This is a genomic window from Paenibacillus lacisoli (assembly GCF_030580655.1).
GTDB classification, from domain to species: domain Bacteria; phylum Bacillota; class Bacilli; order Paenibacillales; family Paenibacillaceae; genus Paenibacillus; species Paenibacillus lacisoli.
On sequence record NZ_JAUQTB010000002.1, the window covers coordinates 402,553 to 419,576 of the forward strand.

21 protein-coding genes are annotated in these 17,024 nt (G+C 50.2%); 2 read left to right on the plus strand and 19 right to left on the minus strand.

Going from position 1 to position 17,024, the window contains the following annotated elements; translation table 11 throughout:
* Positions 1–153: 153 nt before the first annotated feature.
* From Q5741_RS05705 to rpiA, 14 genes are all read right to left on the minus strand, one after another.
* Positions 154–1,251 (minus strand): DUF1648 domain-containing protein, encoded by a 1,098-nt coding sequence (locus tag Q5741_RS05705; RefSeq protein WP_305023099.1) that lies wholly within the window; start codon positions 1,249–1,251, stop codon positions 154–156.
* A complete protein-coding gene (locus Q5741_RS05710; protein WP_305023100.1) occupies positions 1,248–1,649 on the minus strand; it encodes a GntR family transcriptional regulator in 402 nt (133 codons plus the stop codon). Before Q5741_RS05710 ends, Q5741_RS05705 begins: the two co-directional genes overlap by 4 nt.
* Positions 1,650–1,823: 174 nt before the next feature.
* On the minus strand, positions 1,824–2,261 hold the full coding sequence (locus Q5741_RS05715) for a GNAT family N-acetyltransferase (RefSeq protein WP_305023101.1): 438 nt from the start codon (positions 2,259–2,261) through the stop codon (positions 1,824–1,826).
* A gap of 45 nt (positions 2,262–2,306) precedes the next feature.
* Positions 2,307–2,852: a nucleotidyltransferase family protein gene (locus Q5741_RS05720; protein ID WP_305023341.1), complete on the minus strand. Its 546-nt coding sequence runs from the start codon at positions 2,850–2,852 to the stop codon at positions 2,307–2,309.
* A 107-nt stretch (positions 2,853–2,959) separates the two neighbouring features.
* Positions 2,960–3,421 (minus strand): NUDIX domain-containing protein, encoded by a 462-nt coding sequence (locus Q5741_RS05725; RefSeq protein WP_305023102.1) that lies wholly within the window; start codon positions 3,419–3,421, stop codon positions 2,960–2,962.
* A gap of 45 nt (positions 3,422–3,466) precedes the next feature.
* On the minus strand, positions 3,467–4,264 hold the full coding sequence (locus Q5741_RS05730; RefSeq protein WP_305023103.1) for an ABC transporter permease: 798 nt from the start codon (positions 4,262–4,264) through the stop codon (positions 3,467–3,469).
* A gap of 36 nt (positions 4,265–4,300) precedes the next feature.
* The gene (locus Q5741_RS05735) at positions 4,301–5,101 is read right to left on the minus strand and encodes an ABC transporter permease (RefSeq protein ID WP_305023104.1); all 801 of its coding nucleotides are present in this window, start codon (positions 5,099–5,101) and stop codon (positions 4,301–4,303) included.
* Between the two features lie 10 nt (positions 5,102–5,111).
* Positions 5,112–6,146: an ABC transporter ATP-binding protein gene (locus tag Q5741_RS05740; protein ID WP_305023105.1), complete on the minus strand. Its 1,035-nt coding sequence runs from the start codon at positions 6,144–6,146 to the stop codon at positions 5,112–5,114.
* Positions 6,147–6,321: 175 nt separating this feature from the next.
* Entirely contained in the window at positions 6,322–7,590 is a 1,269-nt protein-coding gene (locus tag Q5741_RS05745; protein ID WP_305023106.1) for an MDR family MFS transporter, read from the minus strand.
* 112 nt (positions 7,591–7,702) lie between these two features.
* Positions 7,703–9,433, minus strand: coding sequence for an ATP-binding protein (locus Q5741_RS05750; protein ID WP_305023107.1), 1,731 nt, complete (start codon positions 9,431–9,433; stop codon positions 7,703–7,705).
* 23 nt (positions 9,434–9,456) lie between these two features.
* The gene (locus Q5741_RS05755) at positions 9,457–10,527 is read right to left on the minus strand and encodes a cobalamin-dependent protein (RefSeq protein ID WP_305023108.1); all 1,071 of its coding nucleotides are present in this window, start codon (positions 10,525–10,527) and stop codon (positions 9,457–9,459) included.
* A gap of 211 nt (positions 10,528–10,738) precedes the next feature.
* Positions 10,739–11,200 carry a MarR family winged helix-turn-helix transcriptional regulator gene (locus Q5741_RS05760; RefSeq protein ID WP_305023109.1) on the minus strand — a complete coding sequence of 154 codons (462 nt, stop codon included), beginning with the start codon at positions 11,198–11,200 and terminating at the stop codon, positions 10,739–10,741.
* 250 nt (positions 11,201–11,450) lie between these two features.
* Entirely contained in the window at positions 11,451–11,855 is a 405-nt protein-coding gene (locus tag Q5741_RS05765) for a VanZ family protein (RefSeq protein ID WP_305023110.1), read from the minus strand.
* A 41-nt stretch (positions 11,856–11,896) separates the two neighbouring features.
* Entirely contained in the window at positions 11,897–12,571 is a 675-nt protein-coding gene (gene rpiA / locus Q5741_RS05770; protein ID WP_305023111.1) for a ribose-5-phosphate isomerase RpiA, read from the minus strand.
* Positions 12,572–12,674: 103 nt separating this feature from the next.
* Between rpiA and Q5741_RS05775 the strand changes: the two genes are divergently transcribed.
* Positions 12,675–12,872: a hypothetical protein gene (locus Q5741_RS05775; protein WP_305023112.1), complete on the plus strand. Its 198-nt coding sequence runs from the start codon at positions 12,675–12,677 to the stop codon at positions 12,870–12,872.
* Positions 12,873–12,921: 49 nt separating this feature from the next.
* On the opposite strand, the gene Q5741_RS05780 is transcribed toward Q5741_RS05775, so the two are convergent.
* The 5 genes from Q5741_RS05780 to Q5741_RS05800 form a co-directional block, all read right to left on the minus strand.
* Positions 12,922–13,380, minus strand: coding sequence for a GNAT family N-acetyltransferase (locus Q5741_RS05780; RefSeq protein ID WP_305023113.1), 459 nt, complete (start codon positions 13,378–13,380; stop codon positions 12,922–12,924).
* A gap of 135 nt (positions 13,381–13,515) precedes the next feature.
* On the minus strand, positions 13,516–13,965 hold the full coding sequence (locus Q5741_RS05785) for a hypothetical protein (RefSeq protein ID WP_305023342.1): 450 nt from the start codon (positions 13,963–13,965) through the stop codon (positions 13,516–13,518).
* A gap of 118 nt (positions 13,966–14,083) precedes the next feature.
* Positions 14,084–14,647 (minus strand): O-acetyl-ADP-ribose deacetylase, encoded by a 564-nt coding sequence (locus tag Q5741_RS05790; protein ID WP_305023114.1) that lies wholly within the window; start codon positions 14,645–14,647, stop codon positions 14,084–14,086.
* A 46-nt stretch (positions 14,648–14,693) separates the two neighbouring features.
* Positions 14,694–15,332, minus strand: a complete 639-nt coding sequence (locus Q5741_RS05795) for a TraX family protein (protein WP_305023115.1) — start codon at positions 15,330–15,332, stop codon at positions 14,694–14,696.
* A 105-nt stretch (positions 15,333–15,437) separates the two neighbouring features.
* Positions 15,438–16,091 carry a helix-turn-helix transcriptional regulator gene (locus tag Q5741_RS05800; protein ID WP_305023116.1) on the minus strand — a complete coding sequence of 218 codons (654 nt, stop codon included), beginning with the start codon at positions 16,089–16,091 and terminating at the stop codon, positions 15,438–15,440.
* Positions 16,092–16,281: 190 nt separating this feature from the next.
* Here Q5741_RS05800 and fsa point away from each other — a divergent pair, with 190 nt between their 5' ends.
* Positions 16,282–16,941: a fructose-6-phosphate aldolase gene (gene fsa, locus Q5741_RS05805; RefSeq protein ID WP_305023117.1), complete on the plus strand. Its 660-nt coding sequence runs from the start codon at positions 16,282–16,284 to the stop codon at positions 16,939–16,941.
* Positions 16,942–17,024 lie beyond the last annotated feature (83 nt).

Genomic DNA, 17,024 nt, shown 5'->3' on the forward strand with positions numbered 1-17,024 from the left:
ACCTATGTATTTTGGGTCTTATATAGTTCAATGTTCGAACTATTCTATTATTGAACTATATAGAAGGCGTGCATTGTTGTCAATACCTCCTCCGTCGACGTCAAAAAGCGCCCGATTCCGTTAACCGGAGGGCGCCTTTCGTTCGCTTGTCGTTCAGGTCAAAATGATGGATATCACAACAATGATCGCAATAGGCAGCAGAAAAAATAACCAAGCCGCAGGTCTCGCCATATTGACCGTCCACCCGATCCCCATACGTTTCTCTACGAACAAGGAGGGGTCCGAAGGATTGTAATAGAACGCCCCCAGCTTCCACTGGGAATCGTCATTGACTGGATAAGCAGGGTGGTTCCCGCGTTCCCTCATTCGGCTGCCCCCTTGTCCTGTTGAGAAAGAAAGATACAAGGCGCCGATGACTACCAGAATGGGTACCATCATACTGACCACCATGCTCGTCTGCGGTGCGATGTGATACACCATTGTTACCTGCATGAACGAGAAAAGGAGAACTAGGGCGATACCCGTCAGCAGATTAAACAGAGACCAGCGGTAACGGAATACCGCATTCGTTCTGGAGGATTGCTCCGGATCTGATGGGGAGAGCTGCTGCTTGCTTCTGCGGATCATGACATTGATGAGCAGCAGCAGCAGCGTAAATCCGATCTGCATGATATTGGGAAGCAGTACATTCAGAACATTCTTGTCTGCCCATCGGGTGACTTGACCCTCCAGATCATATTGCATCGGAATGCGGGCTGGGATCTCGCTGTATTGGGACCAGGTGAATACAGCGCTGGCCGCTGCCAGCAGAAGGGGAACAAGATACCAGGCATTAGATAAGGTAAGACGCTGCTTGCGAAAGCGGGTATCCATGCTCCATTTGGCCTGTTGTACGGGCTGCTCCTGCTGTACGGAAGACTTCAGAGATTTCATCTGCTTATAAAAAGAATAATAGATCAGGCCATTAGCAGCGAGCATGACCACAACGGCCGCCGGGAATGCCACGCTGAGCAGCCGAGTATCCGCCGCAACCGCTAGAACAGTGAAACTTATAATCAGGATGCCGTATACAGCGCTGCTGATGACCGTGTATCTTTGGCGCATAGCAGCTACAGGCTGGCTGCGGTAAACCTCTTCACTCACAGACACGCCGAAGCTTACAGTCTCCCGGGTCAGATAAGGCAGAGCTACCTGCAGCACAGCTACAGGTATTAACAACAGAATGATCAGGATTACTGGCAAAATGGTCATAGCTCTCTCTCCTTGGTGCCGGATACGATATTCCGGTAAATAGATTGAACGGCATGTATCAACTCAGCTTCCTTCATCCCGCGGCAGATGGCCTCGGCAATGATCGGGCGCAGCTGCTGCTGCTGCCTAGCCCGGTCCGAGTCTGTGGCTGCCGGAACACCGTCCGGGTCCACGACTACACCGCGCTGGCGGTGAATCTGGATAAAGCCGCCCTGCTTCAGCAGATTATAAGCTTTATTCACTGTGTGCAGATTAACCCCGATATCGGACGCCATACTGCGAACCGACGGCAGTGGTTCTCCCGGCTGCAGCTGTCCGCTGGCGATCCCTTCAATCACCTGATGGATCAGTTGGGTATATATGGGCTCTTCAGATTGCATATTAAGCTCGATAATCACCGTAATATCTCCTTTCTTAACAATTTTTATCTAACTGTTATACAACTAATATAACAGTTAGAACCAATAACGTAAAGGACAATTTATTCTGTTATGGAGCACAGGCAGCACAAAAAGGCATTTCCACTAGGGAAATGCCTTTAATCCTGCTCTTTTCTGACTCGAATGGGGCAGTTACTGTTCCTCTTCATCCGCCTGCTCTACCTCGTATTCACAACGGAAACGTTCTACACCAGGATAGACTTCACCCATACTAAACACCATAAATCCAATGCTGCGGTAGAAATCCACGCCTTCTTCATCGGTCTCGGCAATAATCAGCTCCGGATTTCGTTCCAGCATCAATTCCAGAATCATGCCTCGTCCGTAGCCTTTACGGCGGTTCTCCGGCAGAACTGAAATATGACGTATGTACAGCCCTTCCCCCCGGTCTTCAAAACCAATCAGCCCCACCAGCAGTTCTTTGTCGTCATAAGCATACAGCTCATATTCATCGTGGCTCTCATAGGACTGCACTGCAGTCTCAACCTGTTCAGGCTCCGGGAACACAGCGTATTCCAGCAGCTCCATCACTTCCGGTTCGCGAATCTGCGCTTTAACATTCATAAACATGTTAACGTCCTCCTCTCTTCCCTGTTCCTGACTATCATTCTCTCCTTAACTCATCATCAGCAGCGGCCAGTTGTCGAGCCATTCCTTTTCGAACACCCGCTGCCGATATGCCACAGTATTGCGGTATCTCGGACTCTGTCTGACCTGCATGGCGAACAGATCATCCAGGCCGTACGGACAGAGTATCTCCATTTGGTCCTGCTCGTTCAGGCGGATACCTACAGCTGTCGCTGTCTCCGGCCAATAGCTCATGGCATCTTCCACCGAAGTATAAGGGGCATTCCCGCTGAACTCATGCATTCTTGCCTGATTACGAACCTGCCATCCCCGGCCGGGGTCATGTTCTTCCAGCCTCACATCCAGCTGCCAGTCCCGCTCTTCATCCGTATCCGCCAGATCGTAATAGATCACATCCACATCATGGAGCGGGGTAGCGTCCAGATAACCATGGAGGTGGTCCCATACTTTATTGCGTACATAACCGGCAGCGATGCAGGCCTGCGGAAGTCCCAATTTCCGGACAAGACGGAGATCCTTCCATACCTGCGGCTGATCAAGTATGCTTCGCAGCTGATCTTCATATCCGCCCATTGCAGCCCCTCTTTCCTCTGCAGCCTGTTCATCCTGCTCTTTTCTCAAGATTTCTATTTAAGGATTCTATTCTACCCGAACCTGAAGCCGGATGCCAGTCACGGCATTTAATAGACATCTCCCAGATAGACTGGTCCCTGCTCACCCGCAGCCAGCATTTCAGCCATCCTGCGCGGATAGACCGTTAATCCGCTCAGACGGTCAAGCTCCACCCATTCCACACCAATCTGGGTATCATCCGGGATCAAGCCGTTGTCCAATGGAGCCTCATTCCCTTCCACGAGACGGCAGGCAAAATAAAACTCTACCTGATGAATGTCACCATAAAGGTCACCGTGCGGGTGATTACCTCCGATATACTCTCTCACATGCAGCAGTCGTTCTACTTCAACCTTCTGTCCGATCTCTTCCATACACTCCCGCACAACCGTATGTTCCAGCGGCTCGCCTTTCTCCTGGCCGCCGCCTGGAAACTGATAGAACTCTCCAACCTGATTCCGGTTGCGGGTCAAAAGTACAGCGTTTTCTTGTAGTATCACAGCCTTGGCTGAGTTACGAATGGGTTTCATCTCCCCAGCTCCTCTCCTGCTCTCTAACTTCCTCCGACACAATCACTAATTCCCGGTACTCTCATACTGCCGCAGCCCAATCCGGAATACCCTGTAGGCAGCCAGCCAGAACAGCACGGCCACCAGAGGTCCAAGCAGCCAGTAACCGCCCCAGGACGTTTTGCCGAATACGTAGGTCGCCGGAAAAAAGCTGATAAAAGCGTACGGCACAACAACCGAGATAAACACCTGAATACCGGTATGAAAAAGGGTCAGCGGGTACTTGGCCAGGTCCGATAAACTGTGCACCATCAGCGGAAAGGCGTTACCTGCATTTTTGATCCAGAAGGCCGCCGAATTACCGGCAAAATTGATCGCCACCCGGATCGCCATGGCAGTCAGCACCAGCAGCAAGGTCACAGCCAGCTTGCCCGGCGTCCAGATCATTCCCGCATGGAGCAGGGACTGCCATACCAGAATGCCTCCGATCACCAGATTACCCAGCCCGTTAATCCCAATGCCTGTGCAGAAAATCTGCAGCACGACCGGAACCGGACGGAGCAGGTAACGGTCCAGTTCTCCGCGGTTCACGAGTCCGCCCATCCGCCAGGTCCCTTCAAAGAACAGTGATCCTATACCTTCGGTCAGAAAAATCATAGCATACATAAATACAACTTCCCAGAATGTCCAGCCCTGGATATCTGGAATTCGATCATAAATGACCCATAGAAATACCAGGCCCAGCACTTGGGTTAACGCCGCAGAAATCATTAATATAATGACGTCTGCCTTGTATTCAAGAATAGCTTTTAACTGCCCGGCATACATTCTGCGATACAGAAAAAACATCCGTTTAAGCGGCATTTTCGCACCTCCACGTTTGCCATATTTTCATGACACTCATCCTCCATGAATCGTCACCTGCCGGACCGCCCAGCTCCACAGCAGCCGGCCGGCGAACCAGAGGACCGCCGCCCAGAAGAACTGCATCAGTACGAGTCCTGCCAGCTCGCCTGCCCCTGCTTTACCTAGAAAAATCATAGTAGGCGTATAAATAATACTCTGAAAAGGAAGCAGCAGCGCGATCCGCTCCAGCCAGCCCGGAAAAAATGATAGCGGTACCAGCGCACCGGATAGAAGATTGGTTACAGCAATCCGCGTCCATACGATTCCAAGAGATCCTGTAGACCAGAAGCACAGCAGTGCAGCGAGATAAACTACACCAAACTTCACCAGAATGGAGCCGATCAGACTGAGGATGAACAGAAACCATTGCAGCAGCGAATCAGGTAGCTGAATCCCTGCTGTGAATATAATAAAAGCGCCGATCATGACGCCCGATATTCCCCCTTCCAGCAGGACAGAACCCGCACTTTCAGCCAGTCTTGCCTTCTGAAAATTAATGGGCTTCAGCAGGTCGACCGCAACGCTGCCGTCCAGAATTTTCGTTGAGATGGCCGTCTCCGAATACCATGAGAGCATGGAATTGGCAAAAAACGTGACGAGCAGATACGCCTTCATCTCTTCCCACGAGTAGGCCCCCAGTTCAGGTCTTCCGCCGTAGATACCGTTCCACAGGAAAAACAGCGTAATCAGACTCACCAAATTGGAGGCAAAAGTAATCACATAGGAGACCCTGTAGGACAGCACATTTTGCAGGGAGCGATTGGATATGGCTATATATTTGCGAACTGCAGACATGGTTTTCCTCCTATGCCGTACCCGGCTGGCTCATGTCCAGCTCGCGTTCGTAGACTGCTTTGATGACCTGTTCGATATCAGGTTCTTCGATCCGAAAATCGATAATTTCCCCGTGCTGCATGACCCGGCTGGTCACCTCACTGGCACTGATTGTGAAGCGGTCAAAGGAAACACATAACTGGCGCCCGTCGGAATCTTTATCCGGCGTTTGAATAATATGTATACTTGTATCGCGTTCCAGATTATCCATCAGAACAGCGTTTGGTTCAGCAAGCTGAAAATGGATGCGCCGCTCCTTGGCAAAACGGTCTTTGACGCTCTGCAGACTACCGTCATAAATGATAGAACCCCTATCAATAATAACCAGACGCCGGCACAGATTCTCAATGTCCCCAAGGTCATGAGTGGTCAGCATCATCGTCGTTTTTTGGGTTTGATTCATATGCAGGATGAATTCCCGGATCTTTAATTTGACGGCAATGTCCAGTCCGATTGTAGGCTCGTCCAGATAAACAATATCCGGGTTGTGCAGCAGGGCTGCCGCCAGATCGGCCCGCATACGCTGCCCCAGTGAGAGCTTTCGTGCTGACAAGTGGAGGAATTCTTCCATTCCCAGCAGCTCCGTAAAGGTATCCAGGTTGCTTTTATATTGCTGGGCCGGAATTTCATAGATATCCTTTAACAGGGAGAATGATTCCTGAATCGGAATGTCCCACCAGAGCTGTGTTCGCTGGCCGAAAACGGCACCGATCCTTCTCGCGTTCTCAACCCGCTGCCGGTGAGGATCCAGGCCATTCACACGCACTTCACCAGATGAAGGAACGAGAATGCCGGTAAGCATTTTGAGCGTTGTCGATTTACCGGCTCCGTTCGGTCCGACATAAGCGACCGCTTCCCCCGCCTGAACAGTCAGATCAATCCGGTTAACAGCAGCCTTGGTGACATGATGCGGCTTAAACAAATGCTTGACTGCCCCGCGTAACCCCGGTTCCTTAATCGCATGCTTAAACGTTTTCGACAATCCCCTAGCTTCAATAATATTCATGACTTTCCCCCGTTTCTGTTGACGTCCGAAAGAACCTGAACAATATAACACAAAGCCATTGTCGAAAGCGCTCACATTTTGCCGAACCGTAATAAAATATAAAACCGCCACTCCTCTTATCGGAATGACGGTTGGTGAACATTTATGTAAGACGCTCTGGCACAGGGCCGACAGGTTAAGTCAGCGTTTCGGCGCTTGGTGATTCTGTCCGTACGGTTCCCGCCGCCTCTGCCTCATGCTCCCGTTTGAAGAGGAGACGCTTCGCCAGCAGCAGGAACGGTATGCCAAGCGCGGCTGACACAGCGACCGGCAGGAATACGGACAAAGGCCGCGCTGTGCCGAACGAATCGATCAGGAATCCCCCCAGCACAGGAGCTAGTACATTTCCCAGATTATTTAGACCCATGGTGCCAAAGTAAGTCCCTTTCATATCCGGCTGGGCTATGCGGTCAATGAGGACGTCCATCATCGTAAAGAGCAGGACCTCGCCGATGGTGAACAGAACAACTGCACCAAGCCAAGACCAGCCGGGAGTCAGCAAACCGAAGAGCAGCAGACTGCAGGAGACGCAGGCGTTACCGAGAATTAGCGGGACCATTGGCGAGAAGCGGGAGGCCATGCGGACCAGCGGATACTGAACGATCAAAACGACTACGGCGTTCAGCGAAAGCATGTAAGCGAACAGTGTAGCTCCGTCAGGCACCTCCGGCGACAGCGCCAGAAACTGTGTCAGTGTCGAGCTGAAGTGCCCATATCCGAGCACGCTGAAGATCGATCCCAGCAAAATCAGCATGAATACACTGTCTCTTCCCGTCGTCCGCAGCGCCTCACTAAGCCGCAGTGTCTCTCCATGGGCCTGCTTCCGGAGAAAAAGTGCCGCGTACTTCATGAACTGGATGATCAGCACCGCTCCATATAAGGCATACACAACGCCCGACAACAGAAAGGGCGTGCCGGAGTTGGATAATCCAAGCTGCAATCCCAGGAGAGGCCCTGCTACTACACCGATATTGATGGCCGCATACCGCAGATTAAAGACCAGCAGTTTGTCCTTTGTTTCCGTCAAATCGGAGAGCAGTGCCCGGGAGGTCGGCTCGAACAGCGCACGGCAGAGTCCGTTTAATGCATTAAGTATAAAAAAGGCCCACACCGCCGAGGCCGAGGCAAAGCCGATGAATACTGCCGCCCAGCCAAACACGGAGATCAGCATCACTTTCTTGCGGCCAATTCGGTCAGAGATGTAACCACCGTAAAAGCTGGCAAAGATCCCTACTAATGAACTGACAGCTACGATCACGCCAGTAGCAGATGCCGTTACTCCCATTTGCTTGGTCAGATAAATGGACAAAAACGGAATACTCATGGACGTTGCCATGCGCCCGAAGATGGTACCTACAATAATGGTCCAGGCCAAAGGATGCACCCGTTTTAGAGCTTCATGCATATGTATTTTCCCCCTGATACACAAAAACTTGCAGTCCCGCCTCAGGCGAGCTGCAAGCTTGTTTCTATTGCTATATGTTTTGCGCTTATACTACCTCGCATCTATAGAAAACTTACTTAAAATAACCTCGAAGCGAATTACAGGCCTCTTCATAGGCTGGCATGACCTCAGTGAGCAGTTGTACCGCTTCTTCCAGACGGTTTGCATTTGCTGCATTCTCAATACTGCCGAACAGCTTGGACAATCGGTTGATTCCTAGGCTCAAGCTGCTGGACTTCAGATCATGAGCGCTTCGCAGCACTTCGGTCATATTCCCGGCATTCAGGTACTGTTCAAGCATTTGAACTTTTTCCGGAGTATCCTCAATGTACATATCCAGCAGGGATTCCAGCAGTTCGGTCGACCCGTCTTCACTAAGTTCCAGAATCTCCTGGACAATCTCTTCATCCAGCACAGCCTCTAGCACGGGAACCTCAGGCAGCCAACGCTTGAGAACCTGCCCTAATGAAGCAATGGTCAAAGGTTTGGCCAGGTAGTCGTCCATGCCTGCAGCCAGACACTTCTCCCGGTCCATGTCGGAAGCATTACCGGTCATCGCGATAATTGGCGTTCTCGGAGCTCCCTGAAGCTGTTCATAGCTGCGGATTTCACCAGCAGCCGTAAAGCCGTCCATCACTGGCATGACATGATCCATCAGAATACAGACATACTCGCTCTGCTGGAATGCCTCCAGCGCTTCCTTGCCGTTCGTTGCCACATCCACATGCTTGATGCCCAGCCTTTGCAGCTGCATAAGCACGACTTTACGGTTGATCGGATTGTCCTCTGCTACAAGGACTTTCAGTTCCCGATCATGGCCGTCCAGCAGTCTCTCTTCAGGAAGCGATTCATCCTTCACCTGCCGCTGCTCACTTGAACCGAGACGTGTATTTGTCAATGTGCCGCCGCCTTTCTCCAGCTCAATCTCGAACCAGAAGCGTGATCCGCTTCCCGGCTTGCTGCTGACACCAATACTGCCGTCCATCAACTCGACGAAGGATTTACAGATTGATAACCCTAGTCCTGTCCCTCCATAATGAGCAGCTCTGCCTTCTACCGTCTGCATATAAGGCCTGAATAATTTATCCTGATCCTCTTGTGAGATCCCAATCCCCGTATCCCTCATCTCGAACCGGATACGCTGATACTGATCATGCTCCTCAATCAGCTTGAACGACAGGTCCAGCTGACCATCGCGGGTGAATTTGTTGGCATTGCTGAACAGGTTCAGAATGATCTGGGTTAACCTGGCACTGTCACCCGCAAGCTCACTCTGGATTCTCGGGTCCATCTCAACCCGTACGATATTGTTGTTGGCCTTGACCTTTGCATCGAGCAGCTGCGTGACGCGTCTGGCGATATCATTCAAATTTAAGGGTCCGTTCTCCAGCATCATCTGGCCTGCTTCAATCTTGGAGAGATCCAGCAGGTCATTCATCATCGTGAGCAGCAGAGAAGCTGAATCCTGAATGACCAGCAGCGCTTCCCGCTGATCTTCGCTCAGACCTTGATGAGACAGCAGCTCACTCATACCAATAATACCGTTCATTGGGGTTCGAATCTCATGGCTGACCATGGCCAGGAAGTTACTCTTGGCTTCGTTAGCCGTCTCTGCCGATTCACGGGCATGCTTCAGCTCCGCATTCGACTTGGCCAATGCGCGCTGCAGCGTGACCAGCTCATTATTCATAGAAGAGAATTCGCTGAGAACCTGCTCTTCTTGAGCCTTCTGCCGAATCAGCTGATCGGACAGCATCTCGATCGTCTTCAGCAGCATTTCCGCTTCGTTCGATGTTTCTTGCATATTTAAGCCCCCTTCCAGTCCGCCTAAGCGAACTCCGGATCCAATAAGAGTTCCGCCACTCTTACCGCTTCATCAGGACCTGCAGCACTGCCATCCGCACCGACTTCTTTCCATAAATGCGGATCGATACTGAATGGAAATCCGCCAACCAAAATTTTGACGTGACTCGTGGCTGGGTAAGCTCTAAGCTTCGAAATCAGTTCCTTGACAAGATGGATGTGAAACGTCATCGTCGCAGAAATCGCGACAACATCCGGCTGGTGCTGTGCGACTGTGGTTACCAGACTGCTATCCGGCACATTGGCACCCAGATAATACGTGTCCCATCCTTCCAGTTCGAAGATGTCTGTCAGCATCCGCAGGCCGATCTCATGCTGCTCTTTGCCCACACAAGCAGCAACAAGCCTGTATCCCGTACCGCCTGCGGCCATCCACCGGGGATACAACCGGGATATAATTGCCTGGGTGGCTGCCGTACAGTAATGCTCCTGGGCTACATTAATCCTGCCCTGCTGCCACAGACGTCCAATCTCATATTGCGTCATTTGAAAAATATATTGATACACCTGCTTGATAGGTGTTCCTTGATCCAGCAGATGATCTACGATCATGAATGCGCCGCTGCGGTCCCCTTCCAGCAGCAAGTTAAGGTAATTCAGGGCATCCACACGCAGTGGATTGCTCTCGTTAATATAAGAAGGAAATCCATCATGGTCCACCATGATCTGGTGCAGGCCCATGTCCATATAGTCCAGGACAATATCATGATTCGGATCATCAAAATGAGCGCACAGCGCTTCCCGCATCAGTTCAAAATTAATCCGCAGATCCTCCTGAGTTACCCGGTACTGCCTTAGAAGATCTTTCAGCCAGGATACATAATGGGTGAATAGTCCGGGGCTGTTCACCAGAACACTCTCTGCCAAGTAATTGAGAGTATACAGCGTATCCTGCTTTGTCTTCTCCCAGCCCGTTTGCCCGAATCGCTCCATCAAATCCGGCTGACGTTCATATTGTCTCTCTGTAATATCAAGTGCAAGGTCTTCTGCCTTCCGAAGTAGAAGCTCCCCAACTGTACTGTATTGTACACTCATGTGCAGCCCTCCTTCGCCCAAACACGGTGACCTTTCAAATCCGAAAAACATAAAATAAAAGCTTACTAGAATTGTCCCATAACTAGTACGTTTCTTCAAGCGATTTAAACAGCATTACCATTTATGGCAATAAGCTTACAGAAAAATAACCTGCGATTCTGTGTAGAAAACGCAGGTTTTATTTATACAAAAAGTCCTATGCAATAACAACCTAAGATTGAACAGCCGTCTTAGTCTCGGCCGATAATCCAAGCTTCTTCAGCAGCTCTACGGCCTGCTCTTTCTCTTCACGGCTTAAGCCATCTACCGTATCCATGATCACCCGATGGTGCTGCGGATAAATCTGTTCAAAAAAGTGCCGACCTTCTTCCGTAAGCTCTGCAAAAATAACACGCCGATCATCCTGGGAAGCCCTCCGGACGAGCAAATTCTTCTTTTGCAGCTTATCAACCACATACGTGATATTACCACTGGAGATCAGCACCTTCTCCCCAATCTTCTGCAGCGGCTGCGGTCCGCGGTAGTACAGCAGGTCCAGCACGCCGAATTCGGTCGTGTTCAGTCCATGGCTCTGAATATCACGATTCGTGCGGCTGGTCACCGAATTATAGGCACGTGCCAATACGACAAATAAATTAAGTGAAAGTTCACGTTCATCAAGTACTCTGGACATCTTCTGTTCCTCCATCACATCCGTTATCTTCATTCAAAGATATCGCAATTGAAGTGAAGTGTCAAGAAGCTGACATCATAACAGCCTTGGAACCGATCCATTCCTAATTAAACGTAAAGAAAAAGCAGTCTGACGGACATTCTAACATGTTCATCAGACTGCTTGGATTCCCGTTCTTCACAGAGCACTCCCACACGGATGGATTCTTAGTATTTGTCCTCATACAAACAGCACTTGCACGTCCGTCCTTTTAAGAACGCCTCCTCATGAATTTCCGACCTGCCGTTAAACTCCAGAATCCGAGACCTGCACCGAGCAGATTCAAGATCACATCATCTACATCCATCGTCCCGCGATACAGCAGCATCTGGGAGATTTCCAGCAGCAGCAAGGCGGATAAGCATACCAGAAAAAAAGAACCGCCCTTCTTCAACCGTTGATATGATCCTGGCAGCAGAATACCGAAAGGAATAAAAACAACGATATTTCCAAGCAAATTAATCATCATCGTTTGCAGAGTATGCGGCCCTCTTACGTTCATCCAATAACTTTTGATCGTGTCAAACGGAATCAGATTGTAAGAATAATGAGAGCCTGGATTATAGGAACGCCCAAACCCGAAGAACATCATGTAAATCAGAAGCAGCGTATACACGAACAGGCTCAGACGTAAAATCGTCCTGCTGCTCCTTCCAGTCACTTGCGGTTTCTCACATCAATCGTACCGTCGCTGCAAGCAACGATGACGATGGAAGCCATATCAATGAAAAGCCCGTTGTCCACTACTCCTGGGATCCGGTTGAGCTGCTGTTCCAATAAAGGAGCATCTTCAATACGTTCGATCCGGCAGTCCGCTATGTAGTTCCCGTTATCCGTCACAAATTGTTCTCCGTCCTTCACCCGCCACTCCGGCTTGCAGCCCAGACGTTCCAGGGCAGCCAGCGTCCACTCACAGGCAAAAGGTACAACCTCAACCGGCAAAGCAAACGCCCCCAGCGTCTCAACGGATTTGCTCTCATCCACAATAATGATTAATTTATCACTATTTGAAGCTACTATTTTCTCGCGCAGCAAGGCGCCGCCGCCGCCTTTAATCAGGTTCAGCTGCGGGTCTACCTCATCCGCGCCGTCAATCGTCAGGTCGAGATGGGGAATCTCACTGAAAGGCAGAATCGGGATCTCCAGTTCACGTGCGAGATCTTCTGATGCCTGCGATGTGGCAACTGTCTCGATACGGAGCCCCTCTTCCTTAACGCGTCGTCCGATCTCCTGGATAGCCCAGTAGGCAGTGGAACCGGTTCCTAGACCGACCTTCATCCCGTCTTCAATCATTTCCACCGCTTTAATTGCGGCCAGCTGTTTTAAGTTCATTGCTTTCCTTCCTGCCTTCCGTCTTGAGTTTGAGTTCTAACCTTGATATGATGACTTGCGCGGCTGATCAGCCGTCTTTTATTCACCGAAGGAGCGATGAACCATGCGTACAGCGAATCAGATTCAGGCCAAAATTAATGAATTTACCGTTCAGAGAAACAAACTCCAAGCATCTCTTCAATCAGATGATATAAGCACTGAAGAGAACGAGCGCCTGTCACGCCAAATGGCTGTACTTGATGAGAAGATCATGCTGCTGGAATGGGTTATTTTCTCACCTGACGGCAAATATCATCTGTAACAGCTGCAGCGAAGCAAAGGACCCCGGCTCCTGCCGGGATCCTTTGGGCTCAGAGCGGCTTCGCATAACATAGACTGTTTTCATCCTCGCTGTATTCTCCGAATCTTTCAACAGCACGAAACCCGTGTTTACTATAAAAAGCTATCGCATCCGGCTGCTGAGCCCCGGTCTCCAGCTTGATCAGCGGACACTCCCACTGCCTGGCCTCATCTTCCAGATGCTTCAGCATGCCCTCGGCAACACCCATTCTTCGATGTGAGGGTATGACAAAAAACCGTTTCAGCTCCACGTCGCCATCCTCCAGCCTGCGGATACCGCCGCATCCAACCGGAAGCTCCTGATCAAAGGCTACAGCAAAAACCATCGAGCTCACTTTGGGGTCGGTGAAATCCACCCGGTAGATCGTCTCTGTAGGATAACGCTGCAGAAGCTCTTCATCCAGTTGAGAGATCAGACTATGAAGTTCTTTATCGTGAACAGATACATTACGAATGATGATTGGATGCATGGCCGAATCCTTTCCTGAAACATTATCTATTCACTTATTATATAAATGACCGTGCCCCGTCGACAATAGGACGGTTTATTTTAAATACATGATCCAGCATTTTCTGTTCGGGGTCCACATCAAACAGCCAACCGTCTACACCCCGGTTGGCTCACGATCCACATAATATTTGTTAGTCATGTAGTAGGCAGGGCCTCTAGATGTTTCTACCATGCCTTTTTTGGCATCCAGGAACACAATCTCCCTGCATTTGGAGCAATACCATTTGGTTCGTTTATAAGGGGAATCGGTGATGTAGGCCGTCCCGCATTTGCAGTCAATCTTGATGATAATCTCATTTTGCTTGTAGGCATCGTAAAGATTGCCGAAGGTTTCAGGCTGCAGAGGTTCAATGACTTCTTGGTGGCTGGAGAATTCATTGTGGACCTTGAAGTCGGCAACCAGATTCGGGTTCAGGCCGAAAAACTCGCTCCCAATAGAAGTTACATACCGGACACCATTCTTGTAGCATTCGATCCAGTTCTGTATTTGCTTGGTAGACAACGGCACTGTGCCTTTGATACCGCTATTTAATGTGTAGGTCATGATGTATAAAGTATCGTCTTGTCTATTCAATTTGAATGCAGCCTCCTTTAACTCTAACGCTAATGTACTACAAAGGAGGAAAAACATCAATTTGCAGCTCTTGGGTGCTGGAACGTCACTATGATGGAAGCTGTTCACTCATCAGTTTTTCATATATATCGGCGTTATCACGATCAAAACATACAAAGATGATCTCTTTCGGTCCCTTCTCACTGCCGCGAAGCAGATCATCCACAGCAGATTGCCAGGCAATAGAAGCTGCCTCCTGCTTCGGATAACCATAGACTCCTGTACTGATATTGGGGAAAGCAATAGACGCTGCTTCGTGCGCTTCTGCCAGCTTCAGACTGTTCTCATAGCAGCAGCGCAGCAGCCTCGCTTCCTCACGATGCCCCCCCTGCCAGACGGGGCCTACGGTGTGGATGACGAACCGGGCCGCCAGCTGGCCGGCGGTAGTGATTACTGCTTCACCTGTCTGGCAGCCGCCCTGCCGTCGGACAATGGTCCGGCATTCCTCCAGGATGGCAGGCCCCCCGGCACGGTGGATAGCACCGTCTACCCCTCCGCCGCCCATCAGGCTTGAATTGGCTGCGTTGACGATTATATCTGCATGCAGCCGGGTAATGTCCCCTTGTATGATGGTTATTTTACCGCTGCCGATCGCTCTGCTGTTTCCGGTCATGTGCAGCACCTCCTGTCCATTCTTAACCTGAACAGGAAGAACTGCATCAATACGGAGCCGTCCCTTCCGCTGTCCAGCGAATCAGTGCAATGATGCTCAAGTGGAGCGGATAGAAGCTGCGCCACAGCCAGCGCGGTGCCTGCAGGCGAAATACTGAGGGGGTCTGCTGGAAGCAGGCGATCAGGACCGTTGAAAGCAGACTGAAATGCTGCAGCCACGAACCCACCGTCCCTGCATACAGTACGTTTAATCCAAGGTGACCCGCAATCAGCGTATAACCTGGCAGATAACGGTAGATGAGCACCAGCAGCAAACCGTACATGCCGTAATCCATACGGAGCCACTCCATGATCAGACCGGAGATCAGGACGAATATCATTTGGGCAGACCAGTGCTTAAGCTTCGGAAGCGCATACAGCACCAGCAGCGAGAACAGCAGTGTAAATACAACGTTCGGTGCATAAATGCCCAAACCGGCCGTGTACGGAACCTGAGAGATGACGGCGATCCACAGCAGTCTCCGCATATATCCGGATGGACTGCGGGTATGCCTGTAACCAAGATACAGAAGATAGGCATAGATAGGAAAAGCAATTCTTCCTACAATCCGCCAGCTGAGCTCCTGCGGGAAGAAAACCAGCCCCACATGATCCAGCAGCATGGTGATCATGGCCAGCCAGTGCATACCTTCCACCTCCTGGAATGGTCTTCTGCGCCCGTATTGAGACCTCTGACGGATAAACTTATGTATCTCTTATAAAGGATTCTGTGCTTCGCTTCAAGGAAGATGTTATGCGTCTTCATTACCGCTCATCATTTCCATCAGGACGCTCATAATATCCGTTTTGGTGACACATCCTATGACCTGTAATCCGTCCTCTCCCGCCTCCTGCTGTGTTGAACAGATAACAGGCAGGCAGTTGACCTGGTGGCGAACCAGCTTCTGGGCCGCCGATAATACCGGTTCATCCGGTGTTAAGGTCACAATGCGGGCCAGACGGGTCATCGCCAGCCTGACAGGAATAGAGCGAAGGTCTGCATGTCCGAGTGTGAACTTCAGCAGATCCTTGCGGGTGACAATGCCTGTAAGACTCTTCCGGGCATCAACCACCATAATACTGCCGGTGTTCTCATGAAACAGAGCGACAACCGCATCATAGGCGGTAGCTTCATCCGAGATGAGCACAGGTTCACTCTGAACGTCACTCACCACCAGTTTGCGCAGCCGTGCGCCGAGCTGACTCTCATGACGAAGTGAACGGCCGGGAAAATAACCGACCTTGGGCTTGGCGTCCAGCAGCCCCAGCATAACCAGAATGGACAGGTCTGACCGGATGGTTGGCCTGCTGAGACCCAGCATTTCGGCGATCTGCTCTCCGGTAACCGGGGCATGAAGCCTTACGATTTCAATAATTTCCTGATGTCGTGTTGTTAACTCAATCACCAATCCCCCCGATCCAGCATGCTAATGACGAAAAGTTTCGACAAATAAGCAGATTTTTAAATTTTTCAGTATAGAATACTTGTTTTTTTGATAAATGTTGTGTCATAATTGTAAATATGGTACATACTAATTATAGATTTATTTTGATCAATATGCTACCTTTTATTACATTTCGAGGAGGAAACAAAAAATGAAGTTTTTCTTGGATACTGGTAATGTGGAAGAAATCAAACGTATTGTAAGTCTTGGTCTGGTTGATGGTGTTACAACAAACCCATCCCTGATCGCCAAAGAAGGCCGTGTATTTAAAGAAGTTATTCAAGAGATCTGTTCCGTTGTTAGCGGTCCGGTAAGTGCTGAAGTTATCAGCCTGAAAGCCGACGAAATGGTTCAGGAAGCTCTGGAAATCGTTGAATGGGCTCCTAACGTTGTCATCAAGCTGCCTTTGACTGAAGACGGTCTGAAAGCTTGTCACGAGCTGAGCAAAAAAGGCATCAAAACAAACGTAACCCTGATCTTCTCCGCAGCTCAAGGTTTGATGGCTGCCAAAGCAGGCGCTACTTACATCAGCCCATTCGTTGGTCGTCTGGACGACATCGCTGTTGACGGCATGAAGCTGATCAGCGACCTGAGAGCGATCCTGGATATCCATGGTCTGAAAGCCGAAATTATCGCAGCTAGTATCCGTAACGTTGGACACGTTGAAGCAGCAGCTCTGGCTGGTGCCCACATTGCTACAATCCCAGGTTCCCTGGTACCAACACTGTGGAAACACCCTCTGACTGATGCGGGTATCGAGCGCTTCCTGAAAGACTGGGAGTCTGTTCCACAAACTCCAGGTCATAAATAAGAACGAACTTTACCTGATCGGAAACGGCCTGCCCGTTTCCGATCTTTTATGCCTATATACTTGTCATACTTATTATTGTTATA

Excerpts from the sequence above, each read along its gene's own strand:
- Q5741_RS05760 (WP_305023109.1), bottom strand. The coding sequence starts at position 11,200 with ATGTCCAGAGTACTTGATGAACGTGAACTTTCACTTAATTTATTTGTC.
- Q5741_RS05720 (WP_305023341.1), bottom strand. The coding sequence starts at position 2,852 with ATGGGCGGATATGAAGATCAGCTGCGAAGCATACTTGATCAGCCGCAG.
- Q5741_RS05735 (WP_305023104.1), bottom strand. The coding sequence starts at position 5,101 with ATGTCTGCAGTTCGCAAATATATAGCCATATCCAATCGCTCCCTGCAA.
- Q5741_RS05745 (WP_305023106.1), bottom strand. The coding sequence starts at position 7,590 with ATGCATGAAGCTCTAAAACGGGTGCATCCTTTGGCCTGGACCATTATT.
- Q5741_RS05715 (WP_305023101.1), bottom strand. The coding sequence starts at position 2,261 with ATGTTTATGAATGTTAAAGCGCAGATTCGCGAACCGGAAGTGATGGAG.
- Q5741_RS05795 (WP_305023115.1), bottom strand. The coding sequence starts at position 15,332 with ATGCACTGGCTGGCCATGATCACCATGCTGCTGGATCATGTGGGGCTG.
- Q5741_RS05755 (WP_305023108.1), bottom strand. The coding sequence starts at position 10,527 with ATGAGTGTACAATACAGTACAGTTGGGGAGCTTCTACTTCGGAAGGCA.
- Q5741_RS05775 (WP_305023112.1), top strand. The coding sequence starts at position 12,675 with ATGCGTACAGCGAATCAGATTCAGGCCAAAATTAATGAATTTACCGTT.
- Q5741_RS05780 (WP_305023113.1), bottom strand. The coding sequence starts at position 13,380 with ATGCATCCAATCATCATTCGTAATGTATCTGTTCACGATAAAGAACTT.
- Q5741_RS05785 (WP_305023342.1), bottom strand. The coding sequence starts at position 13,965 with ATGACCTACACATTAAATAGCGGTATCAAAGGCACAGTGCCGTTGTCT.
- rpiA (WP_305023111.1), bottom strand. The coding sequence starts at position 12,571 with ATGAACTTAAAACAGCTGGCCGCAATTAAAGCGGTGGAAATGATTGAA.
- Q5741_RS05740 (WP_305023105.1), bottom strand. The coding sequence starts at position 6,146 with ATGAATATTATTGAAGCTAGGGGATTGTCGAAAACGTTTAAGCATGCG.
- fsa (WP_305023117.1), top strand. The coding sequence starts at position 16,282 with ATGAAGTTTTTCTTGGATACTGGTAATGTGGAAGAAATCAAACGTATT.
- Q5741_RS05750 (WP_305023107.1), bottom strand. The coding sequence starts at position 9,433 with ATGCAAGAAACATCGAACGAAGCGGAAATGCTGCTGAAGACGATCGAG.
- Q5741_RS05790 (WP_305023114.1), bottom strand. The coding sequence starts at position 14,647 with ATGACCGGAAACAGCAGAGCGATCGGCAGCGGTAAAATAACCATCATA.
- Q5741_RS05730 (WP_305023103.1), bottom strand. The coding sequence starts at position 4,264 with ATGCCGCTTAAACGGATGTTTTTTCTGTATCGCAGAATGTATGCCGGG.
- Q5741_RS05725 (WP_305023102.1), bottom strand. The coding sequence starts at position 3,421 with ATGAAACCCATTCGTAACTCAGCCAAGGCTGTGATACTACAAGAAAAC.
- Q5741_RS05705 (WP_305023099.1), bottom strand. The coding sequence starts at position 1,251 with ATGACCATTTTGCCAGTAATCCTGATCATTCTGTTGTTAATACCTGTA.